Annotated in this window: 22 protein-coding genes and 1 pseudogene; 9 read left to right on the top strand and 14 right to left on the bottom strand. The window is 56.8% G+C overall.

What is annotated here, in order from left to right:
• Positions 1-48: 48 nt before the first annotated feature.
• The 3 genes from ABVN21_RS07845 to ABVN21_RS07835 form a co-directional block, all read right to left on the bottom strand.
• Positions 49-1,236 (bottom strand): aminotransferase class I/II-fold pyridoxal phosphate-dependent enzyme, encoded by a 1,188-nt coding sequence (locus ABVN21_RS07845; RefSeq protein WP_339555858.1) that lies wholly within the window; start codon positions 1,234-1,236, stop codon positions 49-51.
• Positions 1,237-1,326: 90 nt separating this feature from the next.
• A complete protein-coding gene (locus ABVN21_RS07840; protein ID WP_339555859.1) occupies positions 1,327-2,469 on the bottom strand; it encodes a glycerate kinase in 1,143 nt (380 codons plus the stop codon).
• A 210-nt stretch (positions 2,470-2,679) separates the two neighbouring features.
• Positions 2,680-3,804, bottom strand: coding sequence for a sugar diacid recognition domain-containing protein (locus ABVN21_RS07835; protein WP_339555860.1), 1,125 nt, complete (start codon positions 3,802-3,804; stop codon positions 2,680-2,682).
• 171 nt (positions 3,805-3,975) lie between these two features.
• On the opposite strand from ABVN21_RS07835, the gene ABVN21_RS07830 reads away from it, so the two are divergent.
• From ABVN21_RS07830 to rarD, 3 genes are all read left to right on the top strand, one after another.
• A complete protein-coding gene (locus ABVN21_RS07830; RefSeq protein WP_339555861.1) occupies positions 3,976-5,286 on the top strand; it encodes an MFS transporter in 1,311 nt (436 codons plus the stop codon).
• 155 nt (positions 5,287-5,441) lie between these two features.
• Positions 5,442-6,455: an aldo/keto reductase gene (locus ABVN21_RS07825; RefSeq protein WP_339555862.1), complete on the top strand. Its 1,014-nt coding sequence runs from the start codon at positions 5,442-5,444 to the stop codon at positions 6,453-6,455.
• Positions 6,456-6,667: 212 nt separating this feature from the next.
• Positions 6,668-7,549, top strand: coding sequence for an EamA family transporter RarD (gene rarD / locus ABVN21_RS07820; RefSeq protein ID WP_339555863.1), 882 nt, complete (start codon positions 6,668-6,670; stop codon positions 7,547-7,549).
• 126 nt (positions 7,550-7,675) lie between these two features.
• Here the strand turns inward: rarD and hppD are convergent, their stop codons facing one another.
• The gene (gene hppD / locus ABVN21_RS07815) at positions 7,676-8,752 is read right to left on the bottom strand and encodes a 4-hydroxyphenylpyruvate dioxygenase (protein WP_339555864.1); all 1,077 of its coding nucleotides are present in this window, start codon (positions 8,750-8,752) and stop codon (positions 7,676-7,678) included.
• Between the two features lie 647 nt (positions 8,753-9,399).
• On the opposite strand from hppD, the gene ABVN21_RS07810 reads away from it, so the two are divergent.
• A complete protein-coding gene (locus ABVN21_RS07810) occupies positions 9,400-10,932 on the top strand; it encodes an EAL domain-containing protein (protein ID WP_339555865.1) in 1,533 nt (510 codons plus the stop codon).
• 232 nt (positions 10,933-11,164) lie between these two features.
• Positions 11,165-11,530, top strand: coding sequence for a histone-like nucleoid-structuring protein, MvaT/MvaU family (locus tag ABVN21_RS07805; RefSeq protein ID WP_339555866.1), 366 nt, complete (start codon positions 11,165-11,167; stop codon positions 11,528-11,530).
• Positions 11,531-11,834: 304 nt separating this feature from the next.
• Here the strand turns inward: ABVN21_RS07805 and ABVN21_RS07800 are convergent.
• From ABVN21_RS07800 to ABVN21_RS07785, 4 genes and pseudogenes are all read right to left on the bottom strand, one after another.
• Positions 11,835-11,937, bottom strand: a pseudogene (locus tag ABVN21_RS07800) (homogentisate 1,2-dioxygenase domain-containing protein); the annotation flags it as partial.
• Between the two features lie 250 nt (positions 11,938-12,187).
• Entirely contained in the window at positions 12,188-12,550 is a 363-nt protein-coding gene (locus tag ABVN21_RS07795; RefSeq protein WP_339555867.1) for a response regulator, read from the bottom strand.
• A 23-nt stretch (positions 12,551-12,573) separates the two neighbouring features.
• Positions 12,574-14,016: an ATPase domain-containing protein gene (locus ABVN21_RS07790; RefSeq protein ID WP_339555894.1), complete on the bottom strand. Its 1,443-nt coding sequence runs from the start codon at positions 14,014-14,016 to the stop codon at positions 12,574-12,576.
• 296 nt (positions 14,017-14,312) lie between these two features.
• On the bottom strand, positions 14,313-14,837 hold the full coding sequence (locus tag ABVN21_RS07785; protein ID WP_339555895.1) for a DUF4946 domain-containing protein: 525 nt from the start codon (positions 14,835-14,837) through the stop codon (positions 14,313-14,315).
• A gap of 145 nt (positions 14,838-14,982) precedes the next feature.
• On the opposite strand from ABVN21_RS07785, the gene gloA reads away from it, so the two are divergent.
• The gene (gene gloA, locus ABVN21_RS07780) at positions 14,983-15,504 is read left to right on the top strand and encodes a lactoylglutathione lyase (RefSeq protein WP_046054068.1); all 522 of its coding nucleotides are present in this window, start codon (positions 14,983-14,985) and stop codon (positions 15,502-15,504) included.
• Between the two features lie 146 nt (positions 15,505-15,650).
• Here gloA and ahpF read toward each other — a convergent pair whose 3' ends face one another.
• From ahpF to ABVN21_RS07765, 3 genes are all read right to left on the bottom strand, one after another.
• Positions 15,651-17,213 carry an alkyl hydroperoxide reductase subunit F gene (gene ahpF, locus ABVN21_RS07775; protein WP_339555868.1) on the bottom strand — a complete coding sequence of 521 codons (1,563 nt, stop codon included), beginning with the start codon at positions 17,211-17,213 and terminating at the stop codon, positions 15,651-15,653.
• A gap of 126 nt (positions 17,214-17,339) precedes the next feature.
• The gene (ahpC, locus tag ABVN21_RS07770; RefSeq protein ID WP_007975937.1) at positions 17,340-17,903 is read right to left on the bottom strand and encodes an alkyl hydroperoxide reductase subunit C; all 564 of its coding nucleotides are present in this window, start codon (positions 17,901-17,903) and stop codon (positions 17,340-17,342) included.
• A 138-nt stretch (positions 17,904-18,041) separates the two neighbouring features.
• Positions 18,042-18,980 carry a site-specific integrase gene (locus ABVN21_RS07765; RefSeq protein WP_339555869.1) on the bottom strand — a complete coding sequence of 313 codons (939 nt, stop codon included), beginning with the start codon at positions 18,978-18,980 and terminating at the stop codon, positions 18,042-18,044.
• A 178-nt stretch (positions 18,981-19,158) separates the two neighbouring features.
• Between ABVN21_RS07765 and ABVN21_RS07760 the strand changes: the two genes are divergently transcribed.
• Positions 19,159-20,172, top strand: a complete 1,014-nt coding sequence (locus ABVN21_RS07760) for a DNA-binding protein (protein ID WP_339555870.1) — start codon at positions 19,159-19,161, stop codon at positions 20,170-20,172.
• Here the strand turns inward: ABVN21_RS07760 and gorA are convergent.
• Positions 20,169-21,527: a glutathione-disulfide reductase gene (gorA, locus tag ABVN21_RS07755; RefSeq protein ID WP_339555871.1), complete on the bottom strand. Its 1,359-nt coding sequence runs from the start codon at positions 21,525-21,527 to the stop codon at positions 20,169-20,171. The genes ABVN21_RS07760 and gorA overlap by 4 nt on opposite strands.
• A 112-nt stretch (positions 21,528-21,639) precedes the next feature.
• Positions 21,640-22,479, bottom strand: coding sequence for a UTP--glucose-1-phosphate uridylyltransferase GalU (gene galU / locus ABVN21_RS07750; RefSeq protein WP_064678069.1), 840 nt, complete (start codon positions 22,477-22,479; stop codon positions 21,640-21,642).
• 281 nt (positions 22,480-22,760) lie between these two features.
• Here galU and ABVN21_RS07745 point away from each other — a divergent pair, with 281 nt between their 5' ends.
• Together ABVN21_RS07745 and ABVN21_RS07740 are read left to right on the top strand one after the other, a co-directional pair.
• On the top strand, positions 22,761-22,949 hold the full coding sequence (locus ABVN21_RS07745) for a hypothetical protein (RefSeq protein WP_339555872.1): 189 nt from the start codon (positions 22,761-22,763) through the stop codon (positions 22,947-22,949).
• Between the two features lie 137 nt (positions 22,950-23,086).
• A complete protein-coding gene (locus ABVN21_RS07740; protein WP_339555873.1) occupies positions 23,087-23,368 on the top strand; it encodes a hypothetical protein in 282 nt (93 codons plus the stop codon).
• A gap of 11 nt (positions 23,369-23,379) precedes the next feature.
• Here ABVN21_RS07740 and ABVN21_RS07735 read toward each other — a convergent pair whose 3' ends face one another.
• Positions 23,380-23,610, bottom strand: a complete 231-nt coding sequence (locus ABVN21_RS07735; RefSeq protein WP_339555874.1) for a hypothetical protein — start codon at positions 23,608-23,610, stop codon at positions 23,380-23,382.
• Positions 23,611-23,619 lie beyond the last annotated feature (9 nt).

Below are 23,619 nucleotides of genomic sequence, written 5' to 3'. Positions count from 1 at the left end.
GGGGGCGAGCCTGCTCGCGATAAGGCCCGCCCAAACACAGCAAATCCCTCAGGCCCGCCGCGCCTCCAGCAAATCTGTCGCACACAGCGCAATCCGCCGACACGCATCCGCCAGCTGCACCTGATCCACCACCAAGCCGATTCGGATATGCCCCGCCGCACTCGGCCCGAACGCCTCCCCCGCCAGCACCGACACACCATAACCTTCCAGCAGCCGCTCGGCGAAGCGCTGTGCCGTCAACCCGGTCTGGCGCACATCGGCCATCACGAACATGCCGCCATCCGGGCGAATGGCGCGGATGCCCGGGCATTGGTTCAGGCTGGTACACACCAGGTCGCGACGCTGGCGGTACTCCTCCCGCATCTGCGCCACTTCCGGCAAATCTTCATCAAGCGCCAATTGCGCGGCGTTCTGGATGAACTCCGGAATCCCGAACAGCATGCACAACGACAGATGCTCCAGGTGATCGGCCATGGTTTTCGGCCCGATCACCCAGCCCACGCGCCATCCGCTCATGGCGTGGGACTTGGACAGACTATTGATCGTCGCGGTGCGCTCGGCCATGCCCGGCAGGCTCGCCGGGCTGATGTGTTCGCCGTCGAAAAGCAGGTCGCTGTAAACCTCGTCGCTGATCAGCCACAAGTCGTGGCGAATGCACAATGACGCCAGTTCTTGCCAGATCTTGCGCGACAAACTGGCGCCAGAAGGATTGTTTGGACTGTTGAGCAGGATCGCCCGCGTCCTGGGTGTGATGCAGGTTGCAACATCCAGCGGATCGACGCGGAAACCGTTCTCGGGCCGCACCGGCACCGGCACCACTTTCGCCCCACAGGCGCCGATCACGCCCTCATAGGTCACGTACATTGGCTCGGCAACAATCACTTCATCGCCCGGATCAAGCAGGCATTGCGCAACCGAATACACCGCGCATTGCGCACCGGGCATGACGATCACATGGTCGACATCGACCGGCTGACCACTGCGTTTGCGATGTTGGCGGGCAATGCTGTTGCGTAGCCCTCGACTGCCGCGCACTTGCGGATAGTGCGTGTCACCGGCCAACAAACTGGCGATGGCGGCTTGAACGACAGGCTGCGGCGTGTCGAAATCCGGATCGCCGATCGACAACAGCAGCACGTCGACACCCTGTGCGCGCAATTGCAGCGCTCGATCATGAATCTGCCAGGCCGCCGCTCCGTCACCGGCGATTCGTTGGGTCAAGGCTGAATAGCGCATGTAATTCTCCTGTCGCGCGGGATCCAAGCCTCAACCCTATCTCAAATCACGAAACACGCCACCCTGGCATTAATATCCAGTGTCAGCGGGTCAGCCCTTGCGCGCAGCCATCCGCCAGACCCGTGCCACATCGCTCGCCCGCTCGTGCAACAGACGCGGCGCTTCGGCGCAGGCCTGCTCCAGAGTCATCGGCCCACTCGCCAGGGCAAACGCTGCGTCGATGCCGTGGGCATACAACGCCTGGTAACCCTCGCCCAGCGTGCCGGCAATGACGATGACCGGCACGCCGTATTGTCGAGCGATCCGAGCCACGCCAAAGGGCGTCTTGCCTCGCAGGGTCTGCGCGTCAAAACGGCCTTCGCCGGTGATGACCAGATCGGCATTTTTTACCGCGTCAGCCAGGCCCACCAGCTCGGCAACCACCTCGACCCCGGCCATGAATTGCGCGCCCAGGAACGCCTTGGCACCAAACCCCAAACCGCCCGCCGCACCGCTGCCGGGTTCATTGCGCACGTCTTTTTCCAACACCTTGGCGCAGTGATCGGCAAAGTGCCCCAGCGCCTGATCCAATTGCTGGACTTGTTCGGGCGTGGCACCTTTTTGCGGGCCGAAAATGGCAGAAGCACCGTGGGGGCCGCACAGTGGGTTGTTGACGTCGGCGGCGATGTCGAAACGCACACTGGTCAAACGCGAGTCGATTTCACTCAAGTCGATCTGCGCCAATTGCGCCAATGCAACGCCGCCCGGAGCAAGAGTTTGCCCCTGTGCATCCAGCAGTTGCACGCCCAACGCTTGCATGGCCCCGGCACCTGCGTCATTGGTCGCACTGCCACCAATGGCCAGAATCACCCGTTGTGCGCCAACGTCCAGAGCGGCGCGAATCAACTCGCCCGTGCCATACGTGCTGCAAATGCGCGCATCGCGCTGCCCCAACGGCACCAGCTGCAAACCGCTGGCTTCGGCCATTTCGATGATTGCGGTGTGGCTGTCGGGCAACCAGCCCCATGCGGCATTCACCGGCGCACCCAGAGGTCCGCGAACCTCAGTGCGGCGCAATTCGCCATTGCACGCTGCCAGCACGGATTCGACCGTCCCTTCCCCGCCGTCGGCCATCGGGCACTTGACCAGTTGCGCATCGGGCCAGACTTCCGCCAGTCCAAGCGCGATAGCATCAGCCACGCCTTGAGCACTCAGGCTGTCCTTGAACGAGTCAGGGGCGATGACGATTTTCATGGGTACTCTCCGGTTGTTATGGAGATCATGCTGCCAGCAGGCACGAACAATGACGCCAGTCCGCTGCACAAGCCGCACAGAGGATTATTGTTCATTTCCACAAAAGCCCGTATTCACACGTCCCCCTGTAGGAGCCGGCTTGCTGGCGATGACGTCGGAGCCTTCAACATCAACGTTATCTGACCCACCGCTATCGCCAGCAAGCCGCTCCTACAAGGAACCTGAGTCGCTCTGGGGTAATAGCTGTACGCCAAGATACAACGCCAGCATCCCGTCCAGCTTCAATGGATCAACCCCACTCAGCTCGGCAATCCGCTCCATTCGATACCGCAAGCTGTTGCGATGAATACCCAACGCATCGGCACAGGCCTGACTCTGCCCATCGTGTTCGCACCAACTGCGCAGGGTCGCCAGCAGCTGGCCGTTGTTGTCCTTGGCAATGACCTTGCGCAACGGGTTGAGCAATTCGTCCAGCGCATCGTCGTTGCGATGCCGCCAGAGCATCACCGGCAATCGATAGCGAGTCAGCGTCAATAAGCGCGATTGGGGCAAGACATCGCGCCCATAGGCCAACAAGTCACCAACCCGACGATAACAGCGGCGCAATCCCGTCAGCCCATCAGCCTGCCCGCCCACGGCAATGCGCAGAATGTTCCAGCCGAGGCCATCGAGCTTTTCCAGCAGGCGATCATTCTCGATGTTCTGGTTGGCCGGTCGGCACCAGAGCAATGAGGTCTTGGCCGAACTCACGCACCAACTGTCCGGATAGCGTGAGGTCAGCCAGGCACTGAGCGCCTCGACGGTTTGTCCCGGGCCATGCTCCTGGCCCAACTCAAACAGGTACGGCACCCGCGTCATTTGTGGCTTGAGGCCAAGCTGTTGCGCTTCGTCGACCAATCGCGGAGAGCCACCGGCATCACTGAGCAGCAACGCCAACAGATCATCGCAGCGCTGGCGCCGCCATTGCTGCTCGGCCTGCTGATTGCGCTGGCCGACCAGCATCTCCGCGGTCATGCGCACCAGTTCGGCATAAGTGCGCAATTGTTCGGGTTCGCCAGTAATGCCGAGCACGCCGATCAAACGCTGGTCGAGCATCAGCGGCAGGTTGATGCCCGGCTGTACGCCCTTGAGGTGGATCGCGGTTTGCGCGTCGATTTCAACCACGCGGCCGTTGGCCAACACCAGTTGTGCGCCTTCATGCCGGGTGTTGACCCGCTCTGGCTCGCCGCTGCCAAGGATCAGGCCCTGGCTGTCCATGACGTTGACGTTGTACGGCAGGATGGCCATCGCCCGGTCGACGATGTCCTGGGCCAGGTCGTGATCGAGTTCAAACATAACGGTAATCCTTGAATACGCTATAAACGCGCGGTTGTTCACCCGCACAGGCCTTGTAGGAAAACCCTGTGCTCAGGCACAAAGACAGCAGCCCCGAGGGTGGTCGAGACTCTCTGGGCGATCAACGTTACCCTTTGCATCGCAAAAAATCATAATAAAGAGAGAGCCGCCATGTCACAGAGCGCCGTAGCGTCCCAGGCCATCGCTGACGATAAAAACGCCGTCTACAAGCGCATTACCTTGCGTTTGATTCCCTTCATTTTCATCTGCTACCTGTTCAACTACCTCGACCGGGTAAACGTTGGATTTGCCAAGTTGCAGATGCTCGACGCGCTGAAGTTCAGCGAAACCGTGTACGGCCTCGGCGCCGGGATCTTCTTCATCGGCTACGTGCTGTGCGGCGTACCGAGCAACCTGGCGTTGACCAAGTTCGGTCCTCGGCGCTGGATTGCGCTGATGATGATCACCTGGGGCACGCTGTCGACTTGCCTGCTGTTCGTCACCACGCCAACCGAGTTCTACACCTTGCGCCTGTTCACCGGCGCGGCCGAAGCCGGGTTCTTCCCGGGCGTGGTGCTGTACCTTTCGCAGTGGTTCCCGACCTTCCGCCGTGGCCGCATCATGGCACTGTTCATGTCGGCGATCCCGGTGTCCGGCCTGCTCGGCAGCCCGTTTTCCGGCTGGATTTTGAACCACTTCGCGGCGGGCCAGGGTGGATTGGCCGGCTGGCAGTGGATGTTCCTGCTGCAAGGTATTCCGACGGTGATCCTCGGTGCACTGGCGTACTTCCTGCTGAGCGACAGTTATGCCAACGCCAAGTGGCTGACCCCGTTCGAGCGCTCGGTACTCGAAGCCGACCACGCCGAAGACCTGGCCAACAAACCGAAGACCACCACGGATTCGCTGCTGGCAGTGTTCAAGAACCCGGCGATCTGGGCGTTTGGCTTGATCTACTTCTGCATCCAGAGCGGTGTCTACGCGATCAACTTCTGGCTGCCGTCGATCATCAAGAATCTTGGCTTCAGCGATAACCTGGTGATTGGCTGGTTGAGCGCAATTCCGTACCTGTTGGCCGCGCTGTTTATGTTGTTCGTTGGCCGCTCGGCGGACCTGCGCAAGGAACGTCGCTGGCATTTGGTGGTGCCTATGCTGATGGGCGCGCTGGGCCTGCTGATCGCGGTGAACTTCGCCGCCAACCCGGCAATCGCCATTCTCGGCCTGACCATCGCCACCATGGGTGCCCTCACCGGCCTGCCAATGTTCTGGCCCGTACCCACCGCGCTGCTCAGTGCCGGTGCTGCAGCTGGTGGCCTGGCGCTGATCAACTCAATGGGGCAAATGGCCGGTTTCCTCAGCCCGTACCTGGTGGGTTGGGTCAAGGACAGCACCGGGTCGACCGATGCGGCGTTGTATCTGCTGGCGGGTGTGATTGTTTGCGGGAGTTTGCTGGCGCTGCGCATGACCCGCACATTGCGCGCCTGACCGCCAACCCTGTAGGAGCCCGGCTTGCCGGCGATGGTGATTTCGAGGACGCCATCGCCCGCAAGCCGGGCTCCCACAGCGGCAAAATTGCGTTTGCCGATGACGGTTTTTCTGGTATTTGATTGAGCCTTTCCCTCCGGCAAAAGGAATTCCTCATGAGCTACCGCACACTGGGTCATTCGGGTTTGCAGGTTTCCACCCTGACCCTGGGCACGATGATGTTCGGCGAACAGACCAGTACCGAAGATTCCCTGCGGATCATCGACAAGGCCTGGGACCAGGGCATCAACTTCATCGACACCGCCGACGTCTACACCAACGGCCGTTCCGAAGAAATCGTCGGTGAAGCCATCGCCAGTCGCCGCCAGGAATGGGTGCTGGCCACCAAGGTCGGCTTCGGTCCGGTGGACGGTATGCCTAACCGCAGCGGCTTGAGCCGCAAGCACATCTTCAACGGCATCGACGCCAGCCTTACGCGCCTGGGCACCGACTATCTCGACATCTACTACCTGCACCGTGAAGACCACAACACGCCGCTGGAAGTGACGGTGTCGGCCATTGGCGATTTGCTTCGCCAAGGCAAAATCCGTTACTGGGGTTTGTCGAACTACCGTGGCTGGCGCATCGCCGAGGTGATTCGGATCGCCGACAAACTCGGTGTCGACCGCCCCGTCATCAGCCAGCCGCTGTACAACATCGTCAACCGCCAGGCTGAAACCGAACAGATCACAGCCGCGCAAACCTACGGCCTCGGCGTGGTTCCCTACAGCCCGCTGGCGCGCGGGGTGCTCAGCGGCAAGTACGCGCCGGACGTGAGACCGGACGCCAACAGCCGCGCCGGACGCGCCGACAAGCGCATTCTGGAAACCGAATGGCGCGTGGAGTCCCTGCGCATTGCCCAGCAGATCCAGCAATACACCCAGGAACGTGGTGTCGGAATTGTCGAGTTCGCGATCGCCTGGGTCCTCAACAACAGCGCCGTCACCTCGGCCATCGTCGGCCCGCGTACCGAAGAGCAGTGGGATGCCTACACTAAGGCGCAGGCAGTGAAGATTACGGCTGAAGATGAAGCGTTCATCGATTCGCTGGTGACATCCGGGCATGCTTCCACGCCGGGGTTCAATGACGTGAGTCACTTTGTGTCAGGCCGCAAACCACGCAATAACTGAAAACACTCATTACTTGTAGGAGCTGGCTTGCCAGCGATAGCGGATTCACATCCAACATTGATGTGGACTGATCCTCCGCTATCGCGAGCAGGCTCACACAGGGTTTTGAATCGTGCCAGCAATGTTGAAAATATCGATCATCCGGCCAATATTCAGCACAAAAACCACGTATCCTCCGCAACCCGTTTTACCGTCAACTTCGCGAGGACAGTTTGTCTAAAGGTATCGTTTTATCGGTCACAGCCTCGGTGCTGTTTGCCGTCATGTATTACTACACATCGCTGCTCACCCCCTTGAGCGGCGTGGAGATTTTTGGCTGGCGGATGTTGCTGACCGTACCGTGCATGACGGTGTTCATGGTGGTGTCCGGGGAATGGAAACGCGTGGCCGAAATCGTTCGGCGCGTCATGGCCAAGCCAACACTAATGGCCGCACTGATCGCCTCCTCTGCACTGCTCGGCGTGCAACTCTGGCTGTTCATGTGGGCGCCGCTCAACGGCTACAGCCTGGATGTCTCGCTGGGTTATTTCCTGCTGCCGCTGACCATGGTCCTGACCGGCCGGCTCGCCTACGGCGAACGCCTGTCTTACCTGCAAAAGATTGCGGTGTTTTTTGCCTGCCTTGGCGTTATCAATGAGGTGTACCAGGTCGGTGGTTTTTCCTGGGCAACCTTGCTGGTGTGCATTGGCTATCCGACCTACTTCGTCCTGCGCAAACGCTTGGCGTCGGACAACCTCGGTGGCTTATGGCTAGACATGACCCTGACGCTGCCCGTGGCAATCTGGTTCGTGCAGAGCGGTGAACAAGGCTTCAATGTGTTTGATCAGCACCCGTGGTTGTCGCTGCTGATCCCGTTGCTGGGCGTAATCAGCGCCTCGGCGTTGGTGGTGTACATCATCGCCAGCCGCTTGCTGCCGTTCAGCCTGTTTGGACTGTTGAGTTACGTCGAACCGGTACTGTTGCTCGGCGTTGCGTTGCTGCTCGGGGAAAGCATCAAGGCCGGGGAATGGCTGACCTACATCCCGATCTGGATGGCGGTTTTGGTGTTGGTATTCGAAGGCTTCAAGCATTTGATGCGGCAAAGACGCCCGTAAGAACACCCAAAAACAAATGTGGGAGCGAGCCTGCTCGCGAAGGCGTCTTCAGATTCAACATTAATGTTGACTGAAAGATCGCTATCGCGAGCAGGCAGGCTCCCACAGTTTTATCGGGGCAATGGTTTAGTCGGTAGAGAGAACACCACGACGAACCTGATCCCGCTCGATGGATTCGAACAACGCCTTGAAGTTGCCCTCACCGAAACCATCATCGCCTTTACGCTGGATGAACTCGAAAAACACCGGGCCCATCAGGGTTTCCGAGAAGATCTGCAGCAACAGACGCTTGTCGCCCGATTCGGACGAACCGTCCAGCAAAATGCCCCGCGCTTGCAGTTCGCCCACCGGTTCGCCGTGGTTCGGCAAACGGCCTTCGAGCATTTCGTAGTAGGTGTCTGGCGGCGCGGTCATGAAGCGCATGCCGATGCTTTTCAGGTGATCCCAGGTCTTGATCAGGTCATCGGCCAGGAAAGCAACGTGCTGGATACCCTCGCCGTTGAACTGCATCAGGAACTCTTCGATCTGCCCGGCGCCCTTGGACGACTCTTCGTTCAACGGAATGCGGATCATGCCGTCCGGCGCGGTCATCGCCTTGGAAGTCAGGCCGGTGTATTCACCCTTGATGTCGAAGTAGCGGATCTCGCGGAAGTTGAACAGTTTCTCGTAGAAGTTCGCCCAGTAGGCCATGCGACCGCGATAAACGTTATGGGTCAGGTGATCGATGATCTTCAGACCGGCGCCGACCGGGTTGCGGTCAACGCATTCGATGTATACGAAGTCGATGTCGTAGATCGAGCTGCCTTCACCAAAACGGTCGATCAGGTACAGCGGCGCACCGCCGATGCCTTTGATCGCCGGCAGGTGCAGCTCCATCGGGCCGGTATCGATGTGGATCGGCTGAGCACCGAGTTCCAGGGCACGCTTGTAGGCTTTCTGCGAATCCTTGACGCGGAACGCCATGCCGCATACCGACGGACCATGCTCGGCCGCAAAGTACGAGGCGACGCTGTTCGGTTCGTTGTTCAGGATCAGGTTGATCGCGCCCTGGCGATACAGGTGCACGTCTTTGGAGCGGTGGGTCGCTACCTTGGTGAAGCCCATGATCTCGAAGATCGGCTCCAGGGTGTTCGGGGTTGGCGATGCAAACTCAATGAATTCGAAGCCCATCAGGCCCATTGGGTTTTCGTATAAATCTGCCATTTTGGCGCCTCATCATGCTTTTAGAATTAACAAATGTTAGTTGCTAGCAATGCTGAGGCCGGTGGGTGGCGCGCAGGAGATGCCCCGCACGCTGCGGGCGAGGAAGTCACCGTAGATCAATTGGAACCCAAATATCTTCATTGTCGACCCAAGGCTTTTGCGGGCGAGGCTTCTGCTGCCAGAAGACGATTATTCTTGTATGCGTAACCAGATTCTACACAGCGTAATCAGGTTTGTCCGCCTTCTGTATCAAATCCCCTTTTTCCCTACCTGCGCAAGGGGTTTGTTACAGAGGAAAAGTCCCGCCAGGATCAGCCCTCCTCCCCAGACACCGAGCAGATCCTGAAAAAACCCATCGGTCATCCGAGGCTTTGCTCAGGCTTGTTCACATGTCGCCATAGGTTTGCGGTCCGGAGATTTCGGTATGACGTATCATTCGACTAACACCGATCAAGTTGCTGTCGTTGATCAGCGTCAAGCCTCCCCGGCGACACCGGCCTTCTTCAAGCTCTCCGCGCACCAGAACGACTGATGAACGGAAAAATTACCAAGTGCCAACTATCATGGCTCGTACCTGAACTCTTTTTGGGAGGCGTCGTCCCCTGCCAGCATTTGAGAGCCCGATTTCATTTACACAGGTTTCGCGAATGCCACTGAAAGCCACACGCCGAAAACACAGCACCAGGGTCGCAATCACCTTGCTGATTGGCTTGCTCCCTGTAGCGCTCGGGTTTGCCATCCTCTATATGCAGGCTGAACGTGTACTCGAGCAAAGCACCCGACACACTGCGGATGAAGCCATTCGCCAGTTTGAACTAATGCTCGACAATACGGCCCAGGCGGCGCGTGAATTACTGCCGCTGGCGGGGCAAAGTTGCATTGACGTCAACCTGGCTTTGCGCGAACAAGTCACCCGGCGCCCGTTCGTGCGCTCGACCAATCTGGTGTGGGACGACACCATTTACTGCAGTTCCTTGTTTGGCGACATTAACGAAAAGAGCACGCCCGGCGACTACACCCAAGGCCAGTTGCTGTTGATGAAAGGTAATCCGGTTACTCCCGATACCGCGCTGCTGGTGTATCGGCTCAGTGAAGGTCAACAGGGCGCGATGAGTGCCCTTGACGGCTACCACCTGAGCAATGTTTTGCGCCTGATTGGGCACCAGACAATGTTGGTACTGGAAGTTGGTCCCCATTGGTTAAGCGCCGATGGCAAGTTCCACGAAAGCGCCCTGCCTACCTTTCCAGTCGCACAAAACAACCTCACGTCCTCCCGTTATGCCTTTAGCGTGGCGGCCGGTTTTCCCGATGGGGAAATCTGGCGCTATATGCGCCATGAGTATCCACCACTGTTCAGCCTGTTAATTTTTTTCGGCGTGATTGCCGGAGCGATCGGATACTTTCTACAAAAGCGCGCATCGTCACCCAGTCATGAAATGCAGCGTGCGCTGGAAGCAGCAGAGTTCATTCCGTATTTTCAACCGGTCGTGCACGGCGACAGCAAGAAGTGTTCCGGCATGGAAGTGTTGATGCGCTGGAAGCACCCGAAAGAAGGCCTGGTACGTGCCGATCTGTTCATTCCATTTGCCGAACACTCCGGCCTGATCGTGCCAATGACTCGTTCGATAATGCAACAAACCGCAAAACTGTTCGCGCCGCTGTCCGCGTCGTTCGAAGAGCCTTTTCATATCGGTATCAACATCACTGCCAGTCACTGCCAGAACCTCGACCTGGTGAAGGATTGCCGTACATTTCTCGACGCTTTCGCCCCCGGCTCTATCCATCTGGTGCTGGAGTTGACCGAGCGTGAACTGATTGAACCTACGGCCCTTACCCATCAACTTTTCGAGCAACTTCATGACATGGGCGTGAAGATCGCCATCGACGACTTCGGCACCGGCCATTCCAGCCTCGGCTATTTGCGTCAGTTCAATGTCGACTTCCTGAAGATCGACCAGACCTTCGTTGCCATGATCGGCATCGATACCCTGTCCAGCCACATTCTGGACAGCATCATCGAACTCGCGGCCAAGCTTGATCTGAAAATGGTTGCCGAAGGTGTGGAAACCCAAGAGCAAAGTGATTATCTGACCGCTCACAACGTTAATTTCTTGCAAGGTTATCTGTACGGCAAACCGATGACTGGTGCGGATTTCATTAGTGCATTAAGCGACCATTAACTAGCGATTTTATGCGACGAGACAACGATATACGCACCAATTTGAATCAAAAGACTACACTTGTTACATGAAGAAAAAGACATGATTTACTCTCGGCCAATTAACTACTACAATTTTTCGTGCCTGCGGTAATTTGGCAGGTGAGCCATTATCACCGAGTCGCTACAAGGCTCTTGGCTTATAGCTTTGTTTGCGGTTGGTTTCAGCCAAACACACTATTGGAGTAAAGATATTGTCCAGACTCGCTGAATTTCGTGCAGCTGAAAAGGCCCTTCAAGAACAGCTCAAGCAGCTTGAATCCCTGAAGAACGATGCCGGGCTCAAGAAAGAAATCGAATTCGAAGAAAAGCTCCAGGGGCTGATGAAAACCTACGGCAAGAGCCTGCGCGACATCATCGCCATTCTCGATCCGAACCCGGCAAAATCCGGTCTGCAACAAGCAACAGCGCCTAAAACCCGTCGTGCTCGCGTGGTCAAGGTTTATCAGAACCCACACACCGGTGAACTGATTGAAACCAAGGGCGGCAACCATCGCGGCCTAAAGGCCTGGAAGGAACAATACGGTGCCGGCACCGTTGATTCCTGGCTGCGTGGCTAAGCACCCCATTTGTCATTATGTGACGACACGATGTCATGACGACTTGAGGCGCACACACCATTCAAGGGTAAGAAGGCAAGAAGGCAAGAAGGCAAGAAGCCACCTTAGCAAAACTGCATAGGTGGCTTTTTTATATACAAATGATTAATGCTCGCCACAGATCCGCTTTCAAATTATTTGAACCTTTTCCATTCGTTGTATAAACGCTTGGACGGGTACAGTGATAAACGAAATACGATAGGCCGTTCCCGGTGCTTGGAGTAACGGTCTATCTCGGTACTGGGGTGTTGCTTTTGTTGGGCCCACCTGACTCGAACATGAAAGCCATGGATTGATTAATCTTATGGGGTGCAAGCTCGGCAGCAATGGCTTTTCCGTGTCGTCACATTATCGGGGCCGTATGCGCTGGTTGTGCAGTGAAATGATCCCCGGCAACATCCACTAGGCCTTGGTGTCATACCGCCAGCTTTGGGTCGGATATCGACCACCAGCCATTGTGAGAGATCCCCCCTTGTCCTCCCTCAACGTGGAGGACGAGCCATGGTTTCAACAATCAGCTGTCACCGGTAGAGTTTGAAAAGCGTTACGCAATGAGCTTGCAAGGTGTCTAGAGAATCCGGGGCGATTCACTCAGAACGTTCGTTAAAGGCTCGTTGACTAATTAGGAGATAGGAGCTTTCTAACTTCGGCAATCATCAAGTCGATGTTGAATGGCTTTGCCAACACCGCATCAAACAGATCCGATCTCTGCATACCTATGTGCGCCTGAGCACCACTCATCAAGATGATCGGCAAATAATTGTTGGAAGGAAGAGCCCGGACAGCTATGGCGAATTCTAGGCCGTCCATGACCGGCATCATAAAGTCGGTAATGACCAAGGCAGGCCGTTCTCTATCCAGCACTTCGAGTCCTTTTCGACCATTGCTGGCCGTTACCACCATGAACCCTTCATCCTCAAGCGCGAAACTGAGAATGTCAGCGATCAAATACTCGTCGTCAACGACCAGGATGGTGGTCATGTTAATTCAGCCCATTCAAAAGCTTAAGAAATTGAACCTGGAGATGACTCAGTGGGGACTGATGGTTCATGTCTTGAAGCCTTTCTCAGGAAAACATTTTGATCACGGATCACGACCTCAAATCGCGAAGGGTCGTAAGAGCTGTCTCGTACTTTAAGAATGGAAAGCGTCCTGCTTAGTTCATAGTGATTCTCAGAAAACCGCATTAGCATCAGGTTGTCGACGATGCTAGACAGGTCGGAGTTCGGTGCGCTGACCTCGGAGCCAAATAGATCGCGCATTTCCCATGATGCAAATACCGTAACACCCCTGGATCGCAGCTCGTTCATCAGCGCACTGAAGAAGTCAGTAATCCGCGTCGGATTTGTCGAGACTCGTGTCATGCCGCTCAGGCTATCGATGAACAGGCGCTTGATGCCCTTTTCTTCAACGAGACTCAGAAGTCGTGCACCCAACCCATCCAGCAGGCCTTCAGTAGTAGGCTGCCAAGCAATGCTCAGCGCGCCGCTGTCTTCCATACCCTTAATATCGATGCCCAGTGACAGGCCTTTAAGTCGCAGCCGCTGTGGACTTTCGTAGAAGCCAAAATGTAGGCCCGGCGCCTCCACAGTAGATTCGGCCAGAAACTTGAGGCCCAGTGTTGTTTTACCGATCCCGGACGGGCCTATTACCAGAGACACACTGGAACTGTGCAGGCCACCGCCCAAGATGTCGTCCAGTGATTCAATGCCACTGGCGATACGCGACATGTCGGCGCTGTCGGGAGACGACGGGTGGCTATAGAGACTTTCAAGTCGTGGGTAAACCACCAAGCCATCTTCGGTAATTTCACACTCATGGAGGCCGGTCATTGCGCCGCTGCCGCGAGTTTTTCGCAACTGAATACGACGCACTGAGCGGGTGCCATATAGTTCCTCGCCCATCTCAATTACGCCATCAACCATGGTGTGCTCAGGACTGCCATCGTCGAGGCGGGAGCTTGTAAGAAACAGCACCGTGCAACCAGCGAAAGCGGCGTGACCTTGCAGCTCTGAGATAAACTTCTTGGTATCGATGGGCGAATCAGCTTTTGAACGCGCATTGAGCAAACCATCTACGACCATCACCGTGGCTTTCTGGCGGCTTATTTCGCGTCGAAGTAGCTTTACTACCTCATCCAGGCCTTCGTTTTCCAAGGTGTCAAAAGCACTGACAAACTGGATTTCGACGCCGACCTTGGCGGTGTCGAAAAAGCTAAGGGTAGAAAGAAACTGAAAAAGACGGTCATGCGATTCAGCCAACAGTGTGGCGACCAGAACCCGCCCCCCATTGTTCGCATGATGAAACCCAAGCTGGTTCGCGAGGATCGTTTTTCCAGACCCCGGGCGCCCTTGGATTATGTATGAAGCCCCCTCGACTAGCCCGCCCTTGAGCAGAGCGTCGAGCCCTTCTATTCCGCTTTGAAGGCGTTTTAGCTTTTCCACAATGCGACCCTGATCCGAAAAACAATCTATTTATACCAAGTTAATGGAATGCTAACGCCAATTCTGCTTCGGAGCCATTCAGGTTGAGTGAAAAGGTGGAGCGACATTGCACTTGTGGTGTCGTATGAGCTGTTCACGAGCGATTGCTTTTGGCCGGTTTCTCCCTGTGCCGACCGGCTGCAATAGGTCCGGCCAGCGGCGCGAACGAGACGGTCGCTACCGTACACAGGGTCCCCAAAGAGACAACAGACTTCATGCGGCTCACTGAGCTGAAAATGCATTGCCATTGAAGTTTTCAACTAAAGTTTCAAGCCGTTGCGTGCAGCCTCTATTTCATCCTGACTGGCCTTGTAAGCTTCAGCCTGCCCGGCGTACGAAAGAACGTAGGCTTTATCCGCATCCACAGCTGCGACCAATGTTTGCGAAAGCACATGACGGCCGTTTTGCGTGATGGTGCAGGTAGTTTCCAGCGCTGATAAGCGGCTTAAGGTTGTCGGGTGAATGCGGTTGCAGGCACTTTGATAACCACCTTGAAAGAAGTCTTTTTGCACCGACTTGCGCATTTCCAGCAGCACGCCTTCCAGGTTCACCTGATGACCGCTTTCAACCTGGGTTATGGTCAACTCCATGACCATCACCGGTGAACCGTCCTGATCGTTTTTCACTGCGCGCTGGCGATTCACCGGGGAACTGGCATCACCTTGCGGAACCTCTTCCACCTGCCAGCCAACAGGCCACGTCATAACCGGCGCATCGGCGTGAGCGCTGGCAATCATTGAAAACACACAGGCCAAGACAAACAACGTTTTACAGATCCGAATCATTGCAATGAGCACTCACCAATTATGCCTTGAAGTCTGAGCCTCGACCGACCGTCAGGCAATAGCGGACTGTTTTGGTTTGGTGATGTCCGAACCCTTGCGTATCATTGTTGCCATTCGTTAGCCCCACTTATTTTCCGGAGGGCCCATGAGCCTGCACGAATTGAACACCTTTCCCGGCGTGACCGCACAACCGGACACCGCGACCCAGAAATTTGTCTTCAACCACACCATGCTGCGGGTTAAGGACATCACCAAGTCCCTGGATTTCTACACGCGCATCCTGGGTTTCTCGCTGGTGGAAAAACGCGATTTCCCGGAAGCCGAGTTCAGCCTGTACTTCCTGGCACTGGTCGATAAAAACCAGATCCCGGCCGATGCCGCAGCACGTACCGAGTGGATGAAATCGATCCCCGGCATTCTCGAACTGACCCACAACCACGGCACAGAGAACGACGCGGATTTCGCCTACCACAACGGCAACACCGACCCGCGTGGTTTTGGCCATATCTGCATTTCGGTGCCGGATATTGTCGCTGCGTGCGAGCGCTTCGAAGCACTGGGCTGCGATTTCCAGAAGCGATTGAACGACGGCCGCATGAAGAGCCTGGCGTTCATCAAGGATCCGGACGCCTACTGGGTCGAAATCATTCAGCCAGCACCGCTGTGATGTATATCCCCATCCTGTAGGAGCTGGCTTTAACTGGCGATAGCGCCCCTGAAATCGCCATCGCCAGCAAGCCGGCTCCTGCAAATTTCGAAAACATAAAAAACCCCATGATCACTCATGGGGTTTTGTGTTTTTAGCGCCCGGGTTTATGCCGGGGCCGAGGTCCGGATCAGGTGATCGAACGCGCTCAGTGAAGCCTTGGCGCCCTCGCCCACCGCGATCACGATCTGCTTGTATGGCACGGTGGTCACGTCACCGGCAGCAAACACGCCTGGCATCGACGTTTCGCCACGGGCATCGACGATGATCTCGCCGCGAGGCGACAGCTCGATGGTGCCTTTGAGCCAATCGGTATTGGGCAACAGACCGATCTGCACGAAGATCCCTTCCAGTTCCACATTACGCAGTTCGTCAGTCTGACGATCCTTGTAGCGCAGGCCGTTAACCTTCTGCCCGTCACCCGTCACTTCAGTGGTTTGCGCACTGGTGATCACAGTGACGTTTGGCAGACTGTGCAACTTGCGCTGCAACACCGCATCGGCGCGCAACTGCACGTCAAACTCCAGCAGTGTGACGTGAGAGACGATACCGGCGAGGTCGATGGCCGCTTCAACGCCGGAGTTACCGCCGCCAATTACTGCCACACGCTTGCCTTTGAACAGCGGACCGTCACAGTGCGGGCAGTACGCCACGCCTTTGTTGCGGTATTGCTGCTCACCCGGGACGTTCATTTCACGCCATCTTGCACCGGTTGCCAGGATCACCGTCTTGGCTTTCAGGGTCGCGCCGCTGGCGAAGTGGACTTCGTGCAGCTCGCCGCTCTTGCCCGGCACGAGTTTGTCGGCGCGTTGCAGGTTCATGATGTCGACGTCGTATTGCTTGACGTGTTCTTCCAGCGCTACCGCCAGTTTCGGCCCTTCGGTTTCCTGCACGGAGATGAAGTTCTCGATGGCCATAGTGTCCAGCACCTGCCCACCAAAACGCTCCGCCGCCACACCGGTGCGAATCCCTTTACGCGCCGCGTAGATCGCCGCCGAAGCACCGGCCGGGCCACCGCCGACGACGAGGACGTCGAAGGCTTCTTTGGCGCTGATTTTCTCGGCTTGACGCTCGATACCACTGGTATCGATCTTGGCGAGGATTTCTTCCAGGCCCATGCGGCCCTGGCCGAAGTTCACGCCGTTGAGGTAGATGCTTGGCACGGCCATGATCTGACGTTCATCGACTTCGGCCTGGAACAGCGCGCCGTCGATGGCGACGTGGCGAATGTTCGGGTTCAGTACCGCCATCAGGTTCAGAGCCTGGACCACGTCCGGGCAGTTCTGGCAAGACAGCGAGAAGTAAGTCTCGAAGCTGAATTCGCCTTTGAGCGAGCGGATTTGCTCAATGACTTCGGCACTGGCCTTCGAAGGGTGGCCGCCGACTTGCAGCAAAGCCAGCACCAGCGAAGTGAATTCGTGGCCCATCGGGATACCGGCGAAGCGCAGACTGATATCGGCACCGGGGCGGTTGATCGAGAACGATGGCTTGCGTGCATCGTCACCGTTATCGAGCAAAGTAATCTGGGCGGAAAGACTGGCAACGTCTTTCAGCAGGTCGAGCATTTCCTGGGATTTCGCACCGTCGTCGAGGGATGCAACGATCTCGATCGGCTGGGTGACCCGTTCCAGGTACGATTTCAACTGGGCTTTAAGATTGGTGTCCAACATACGGGCGATTTCCTTGAATTCTTGAGACAAAAAAACGCCCGAGCGAATCTCGCCCGGGCGTTTTTGAGGGCGGTGCAGCTTACTTAGTAGGTGCGGAGCTCCGCCCTGATGAAGCGCGTCACAGACTTAGATCTTGCCGACCAGGTCCAGGGACGGAGCCAGAGTGGCCTCGCCTTCTTTCCACTTGGCAGGGCAAACCTGGCCTGGGTGAGCAGCGACGTACTGGGCAGCCTTGATTTTGCGCAGCAGTTCGGAAGCGTCACGACCCACACCACCGTCGTTCAGTTCGACGATTTTGATCTGGCCTTCAGGGTTGATCACGAAGGTGCCACGGTCAGCCAGACCAGCTTCTTCGATCAATACGTCGAAGTTACGGGAGATGGCGTGAGTCGGGTCGCCGATCATGGTGTACTGGATTTTGCCAATGGCTGGCGAAGTGTTGTGCCAGGCCGCGTGGGCAAAGTGAGTGTCGGTGGAAACGCTGTAGATTTCGACGCCCAGTTTCTGGAATGCGTCGTAGTTGTCAGCCAGGTCTTCCAGTTCGGTTGGACATACGAAGGTGAAGTCTGCTGGGTAGAAGAAAACGACAGACCACTTGCCTTTCAGGTCAGCGTCCGAGACTTTTACGAAGTCGCCGTTTTTGAATGCATCAGCTTTGAACGGTTTTACTTGGCTGTTGATGATAGGCATCGTTGACTCTCCGTCAGGGGTTAAGAAGTTGATGGAGAGAACTGTACCCACTCGACGGACGGTTGGCTCATTGGCAAACCTCATGTCGCTGATTGGCTTTCGCTATTAGCCAGCAGTATTAATAGAAGAAAACCGAATTTACGATTCCAGCGGCTTTTCCGCGAGGCGAGTCATACCGAGAAACGGGCTGGCTTCGATGTAGCGCATGGCCGATTTCACGTCCTTCCAGCCGACGTAGCTCATCAACGACTTCAAGTCCCAACCGCTTTGATGTGCCCACGAGGCAAAACCGCGCCGCAGGGAGTGGCTGGTGTAGTGCTCGCCCGCAATGCCTGCGCGCTCCAGCGCCTGGCGCAACAATGGAATAACACTGTTGGCGTGCAAACCCTCCTCGCTCAAATGCCCCCAACGATCAATGCCGCGGAACACCGGGCCGCGAACCAGCGCAGCCTCGGTGATCCATTCGATGTAGGCCTGCACCGGACACAATCGTTGCAACGCAGGGGTCTGGTAGGTTTTGCCGAGATTTTCCCGGTCGTTTTTGCTGCGCGACAGGTACAGCGTGATGCCGGAACCAGCGCTGGCCTGCACGTGCTCGATCTGCACGCGGCATAACTCATCGCTGCGAAACCCACGCCAGAAGCCCAGAAGGATCAACGCAGCATCGCGCCTGGCCCGCAGCAATCCTGGTCGATCGCCTTGTTGCCTGGCGATTTGCGCTTCCTGCTCCAGCCAGGACACCACTTGCTCCAGATGTTGAAGTTGCAGCGGTTCTGCCTGTTTCTCCGGGGCCGGATGCAACGCACGAATACCCTTAAACACCTTGCGCACCACCGGCGCCTTGGTGGGATCGGTAAAACCCTGACTGTTGTGCCACTGCGCCAGCGCCGACAAGCGCAACTTCAGGGTGTTGATCGATAACGCACCCGCATGGGCCACTAGATAGCGCGCCACGCTGTCGCCCGTTGCAGGCAGGAACCCGCCCCAACTGACTTCGAAGTGTTCAATCGCTGCGCGATAACTGCGGCGGGTGTTGTCGCGCGTCGCCGCTTGAAGATAACGATCCAGATCACTCATTGGTCCTGCTCTCGAATGCGTACCGCTTTTACAGGCCAAAATCCGCTAATTAGCCTTTCACACGGGGTAATACCAGTATATCCCGTGTCAATAACAGTCTGTATTTAGTTTTTATACTTCGATGGTACAATTCGTATTACATCAGTACATACCACACAGTAAAATCGCAGGAGTTCTCATGGCCCGTGGCGGCGTTAACAAAGCAGTGGTTCAAGCCGCGCGTCTGGCGATTCTCGCCCGTGGCGAAAACCCGAGCATCGATGCAGTACGAATCGAAATGGGCAATACCGGCTCGAAAACCACGATTCATCGTTATCTGAAGGAACTGGGCGACGTCGCGCCATCGTCCGAAACTGAGCCGGCGGAGCCGATTGACGATGAGTTGCTGGCATTGGTTTCACGCTTGGCGCAGCGCCTGAAGGACCAGGCTCAAGAGCCCATCGACCAGGCTCGCGAGCACTTCGAACAGCAACGCAAGGCACTGGAAATCCAGCTGGCAGAAGCTGCGAAAACCAACACGGAATTGCACCAGCAGTACGAAATTCAGAGTCTGGCGCTGACCCAGGAATCGGAAGCATTGCGAGAAACCCGCGCCATGCTGCAAAACGAACAAACCCGCAACGCCGGGTTGAACCAGGCTTTGGCTGACTTCGAACTGCGCTTGAACGACAAGGACGAGCAGATCCGCTCGCTCGAAGAGAAACACCTCCACGCCCGCGAGGCACTGGAGCACTACCGCAACGCCGTCAAAGAGCAGCGCGAGCAGGAACACAGTCGCCATGAAGGTCAGGTGCAACAGTTGCAGATGGAAGTGCGCCAGGCTCAGCAAAGCGCGCTGGTACGCCAGGACGAAATTACCCAATTGCACCGCGACAACGAACGCCTGCTAACCGAAAACCGTGGAACGCTGCGCGAGTTGAGCTTGCTGCAGGAGCAACTCAAGCAGAGCAACAATCGTCAGGACCAGCTAATGGAACAAGCCACCCGGGTCGACGGCGAACGCACCCTCCTCCAGGACCGCTTGCGCGCCGCCCTGCTGGAAAGTCAGTCGCTCAAACAGAACGTCGACGAACAGTCGCAGATCAATAAATCGCTGGAAGTTGAATTGGCGAATACTCAAGCAGAGCTGGAAGAAAGCATACGTCTGGCGACTGCCATTGCGACAGCGCCAGACAGCACCAAGGACGATTAACCGGCGACCGGCGTCCGCATGGTGACGAATTCTTCGGCGGCCGTCGGGTGCACCCCGATGGTTTCGTCGAAGTGGCGCTTGGTGGCGCCGGCCTTCAATGCAATCGCCAGACCCTGAACGATTTCACCCGCCTCCGGGCCGACCATGTGGCAACCCAGCACCTTATCTGTCTTGGCGTCCACCACCAGTTTCATCAGCGTGCGCTCCTGACATTCGGTCAGCGTCAGCTTCATCGGACGGAAACGGCTTTCGAAGACCACGACATCGTGCCCGGCGTCACGCGCTTCTTTCTCGGTCAAACCGACGGTGCCAATGGTCGGTATGCTGAACACTGCCGTCGGGATCATTTTGTAATCCACTGGACGGTATTGCTCAGGCTTGAACAAACGACGGGCAACCGCCATGCCTTCGGCCAGCGCCACCGGCGTCAGTTGCACGCGACCGATCACATCACCCAGGGCGAGGATCGAAGACTCGGCGGTTTGATACTGCTCATCAACTTCGACGAAGCCCTTCTTGTCGAGTGTCACCCCGGTGTTTTCCAGCCCCAGGTTATCCAGCATCGGACGGCGACCGGTGGCGTAGAACACGCAATCGGCTTCGAGCTGGCGACCATCCTTGAGCGTGACCTTCAGGCTGCCATCGGCTTGTTTGTCGATACGCTCAATGTCGGCATTGAATTGCAAATCCATACCGCGCTTGGTCAGTTCTTCCTGCAAATGCTTACGCACGGAACCGTCGAAGCCACGCAGGAACATTTCACCGCGATACAGCAACTTGGTCTGCGCGCCCAAGCCGTGGAAGATCCCGGCGAACTCGACGGCGATATAACCACCACCCACCACCAGCACACGCTTGGGCAGCTCTTTAAGGAAGAACGCCTGATTGGAGCTGATCGCGTGCTCATGTCCCGGAATCTCCGGAATCTGCGGCCAGCCACCGGTGGCGATCAGGATATTCTTGGCAGTGTGGCGTTCGCCATTGATCTCGACGGTATGCGGGTCGACGATCTTGGCGTGCCCTTCATGCAAGGTCACACCGCTGTTGACCAGCAGATTGCGGTAAATACCGTTCAGGCGATTGATCTCGCGGTCCTTGTTGGCAATCAGCGTCGCCCAATCGAACTGCGCTTCATCCAGACTCCAGCCAAAACCGGAAGCCTGCTCAAAGTCCTCGGCAAAGTGCGCACCGTAGACCAGCAATTTTTTCGGCACACAGCCGACGTTCACGCAAGTGCCACCCAGGTAGCGACTCTCGGCCACCGCCACCTTCGCGCCAAAACCGGCCGAAAATCGAGCAGCCCGCACACCGCCAGAACCGGCACCAATCACATAAAGGTCAAAATCGTAGGCCATTTTCAATCTCCTCGGCAGGCAGACAGCATACCTGTGGGTGCTCGCTGGGCAAGCGCCGCAAATGAAAAAGCCACCCGAAGGTGGCTTTTCAGTACAAGCAACTAATGCGCAATCAGTACGCCTTACCAGTCTTGTAGAAGTTCTCGAAGCAGAAGTTGGTCGCGTCGATATAACCCTCGGCGCCGCCGCAGTCGAAACGCTTGCCCTTGAACTTGTAGGCCATCACGCAACCGTTCTGGGCTTGTTTCATCAGGGCATCGGTGATCTGGATTTCGCCGCCCTTGCCTGGCTCGGTTTGCTCGATCAGGTCGAAGATGTCCGGGGTCAGGATGTAACGACCGATGATGGCCAGGTTCGACGGCGCATCTTCAGGTTTTGGTTTTTCAACCATGCTGTGTACGCGGTAGATGTCGTCGCGGATCATCTCGCCGGCAATCACGCCGTACTTGTGGGTTTCTTGCGGATCGACTTCCTGGATGGCGACGATCGAGCAGCGGAACTGCTTGTACAGCTTGACCATCTGGGTCAGTACGCCATCACCATCGAGGTTGACGCACAAGTCATCCGCCAGCACCACGGCGAACGGTTCGTCGCCGATCAGCGGACGGCCGGTCAGAATGGCGTGGCCCAGGCCTTTCATTTCGGTCTGGCGGGTGTAGGAGAACGAGCAGTTGTCGAGCAGCTTGCGGATGCCGACCAGGTATTTTTCCTTATCGGTGCCCTTGATCTGGTTTTCCAGCTCGTAGCTGATGTCGAAATGGTCTTCCAGGGCGCGTTTGCCACGGCCGGTAACGATGGAGATTTCGGTCAACCCGGCATCCAGTGCTTCTTCGACGCCGTACTGGATCAGTGGCTTGTTTACCACCGGCAGCATTTCTTTAGGCATGGCTTTAGTCGCTGGCAGGAAGCGAGTACCGTAACCGGCTGCTGGGAACAAGCATTTCTTGATCATATAAGTCCTTGAAAGGGCTGTGTGTACGAGTTTCGGCGCAGTCTAATCAGGCGGCGTGCACGTTACAATGCCCCGCGCTGGCTAACCGATGCCATCATAGAGAAATATTCTCGCGGATAGTTCCGCAGATCGAGTAGCCGCCCGTTATTGATAGCAGAGACCGACAGACTTGCACACTTTGTCATCCGAACAGGCAATCGCACCACCATACGCCCATCGGCACCCGTTGCGGGCATTTGGCGCTATCATGGCGCGATTGAACCAGCCAACGAGGCAAATAGATGTCGGAAGCAAAGAGCGTCAACGGGTACTTGATCAACAAGGCAAAGGACGGCCAATGGTCGATATTCAGCGCTGCAGGCGAGAATGTCGCAGGGCCGTTTCCGACTGAAGCCATGGCGATCGAAGTCGCGGCAGTGCTGGAACTGGAGCACCCGCAACCCAAACGACGTGGCAAGGAAAAGACCTGATCGACTCCTGACATGCCCAAAGCCCTGCCATCGCGCAGGGCTTTTTTGTGAAAGTGTTCAGCAAGTGGCCTTTCGCTATAACCTTTTGCTCACGGCGCTGTCACAGGCTTTGCCCACCCCTTTGCGACGACAACGACATGACTAAATTTTTGCCACTGATTGCGATACTGGCCCTGAGTGGCTGCGCGACGTCCGAAACGACCTACCTGAACAACGGCGAACAAGGCCTGGCCATCGACTGTTCCGGCGAAGCCAATTCCTGGGCAACCTGTTATGAAAAGGCCGATGCGTCTTGTGCCGGCACGGGCTACCGCATCGTCGGCACCGATGGGACACCTTCCAGCAAGGAAAGCGACAAGACCCTGGGAGTCGACGTCGGCAATTACAAGAACCGCAATGTCGTGGTGGTCTGCAAGTAAGGCGACGCGCCCTACATGTGGATTTCGGCGAACTTGATCCCAAGCCCGCGCACGGTCTCGATCAAGTCGTCGAGGCGACTGAAGGATTCGACTTCATCGTTTTCATCCACCAGAAAATAGCTGCGCCCGGCGCTTTTCTTGAAAAATACGATCCATTCCCCCGGATCCGCCGGGTTCTGTATCACGTGTGTGGCAGAGATCAGACCCTCTGCATGGCACTCACGCACCTGTTCTCGCTTCATGCTCGACTC

Source organism: Pseudomonas sp. MYb327 (assembly GCF_040438925.1).
GTDB lineage: Bacteria > Pseudomonadota > Gammaproteobacteria > Pseudomonadales > Pseudomonadaceae > Aquipseudomonas.
This window is presented reverse-complemented; position numbering and strand designations above follow the sequence as displayed.

Excerpts from the sequence above, each read along its gene's own strand:
- ABVN21_RS07845 (WP_339555858.1), bottom strand. The coding sequence starts at position 1,236 with ATGCGCTATTCAGCCTTGACCCAACGAATCGCCGGTGACGGAGCGGCG.
- ABVN21_RS07840 (WP_339555859.1), bottom strand. The coding sequence starts at position 2,469 with ATGAAAATCGTCATCGCCCCTGACTCGTTCAAGGACAGCCTGAGTGCT.
- ABVN21_RS07835 (WP_339555860.1), bottom strand. The coding sequence starts at position 3,804 with ATGTTTGAACTCGATCACGACCTGGCCCAGGACATCGTCGACCGGGCG.
- ABVN21_RS07830 (WP_339555861.1), top strand. The coding sequence starts at position 3,976 with ATGTCACAGAGCGCCGTAGCGTCCCAGGCCATCGCTGACGATAAAAAC.
- ABVN21_RS07825 (WP_339555862.1), top strand. The coding sequence starts at position 5,442 with ATGAGCTACCGCACACTGGGTCATTCGGGTTTGCAGGTTTCCACCCTG.
- hppD (WP_339555864.1), bottom strand. The coding sequence starts at position 8,752 with ATGGCAGATTTATACGAAAACCCAATGGGCCTGATGGGCTTCGAATTC.
- ABVN21_RS07810 (WP_339555865.1), top strand. The coding sequence starts at position 9,400 with ATGCCACTGAAAGCCACACGCCGAAAACACAGCACCAGGGTCGCAATC.
- ABVN21_RS07795 (WP_339555867.1), bottom strand. The coding sequence starts at position 12,550 with ATGACCACCATCCTGGTCGTTGACGACGAGTATTTGATCGCTGACATT.
- ABVN21_RS07785 (WP_339555895.1), bottom strand. The coding sequence starts at position 14,837 with ATGATTCGGATCTGTAAAACGTTGTTTGTCTTGGCCTGTGTGTTTTCA.
- gloA (WP_046054068.1), top strand. The coding sequence starts at position 14,983 with ATGAGCCTGCACGAATTGAACACCTTTCCCGGCGTGACCGCACAACCG.
- ahpF (WP_339555868.1), bottom strand. The coding sequence starts at position 17,213 with ATGTTGGACACCAATCTTAAAGCCCAGTTGAAATCGTACCTGGAACGG.
- ahpC (WP_007975937.1), bottom strand. The coding sequence starts at position 17,903 with ATGCCTATCATCAACAGCCAAGTAAAACCGTTCAAAGCTGATGCATTC.
- ABVN21_RS07765 (WP_339555869.1), bottom strand. The coding sequence starts at position 18,980 with ATGAGTGATCTGGATCGTTATCTTCAAGCGGCGACGCGCGACAACACC.
- ABVN21_RS07760 (WP_339555870.1), top strand. The coding sequence starts at position 19,159 with ATGGCCCGTGGCGGCGTTAACAAAGCAGTGGTTCAAGCCGCGCGTCTG.
- gorA (WP_339555871.1), bottom strand. The coding sequence starts at position 21,527 with ATGGCCTACGATTTTGACCTTTATGTGATTGGTGCCGGTTCTGGCGGT.
- galU (WP_064678069.1), bottom strand. The coding sequence starts at position 22,479 with ATGATCAAGAAATGCTTGTTCCCAGCAGCCGGTTACGGTACTCGCTTC.
- ABVN21_RS07745 (WP_339555872.1), top strand. The coding sequence starts at position 22,761 with ATGTCGGAAGCAAAGAGCGTCAACGGGTACTTGATCAACAAGGCAAAG.
- ABVN21_RS07740 (WP_339555873.1), top strand. The coding sequence starts at position 23,087 with ATGACTAAATTTTTGCCACTGATTGCGATACTGGCCCTGAGTGGCTGC.
- ABVN21_RS07735 (WP_339555874.1), bottom strand. The coding sequence starts at position 23,610 with ATGAAGCGAGAACAGGTGCGTGAGTGCCATGCAGAGGGTCTGATCTCT.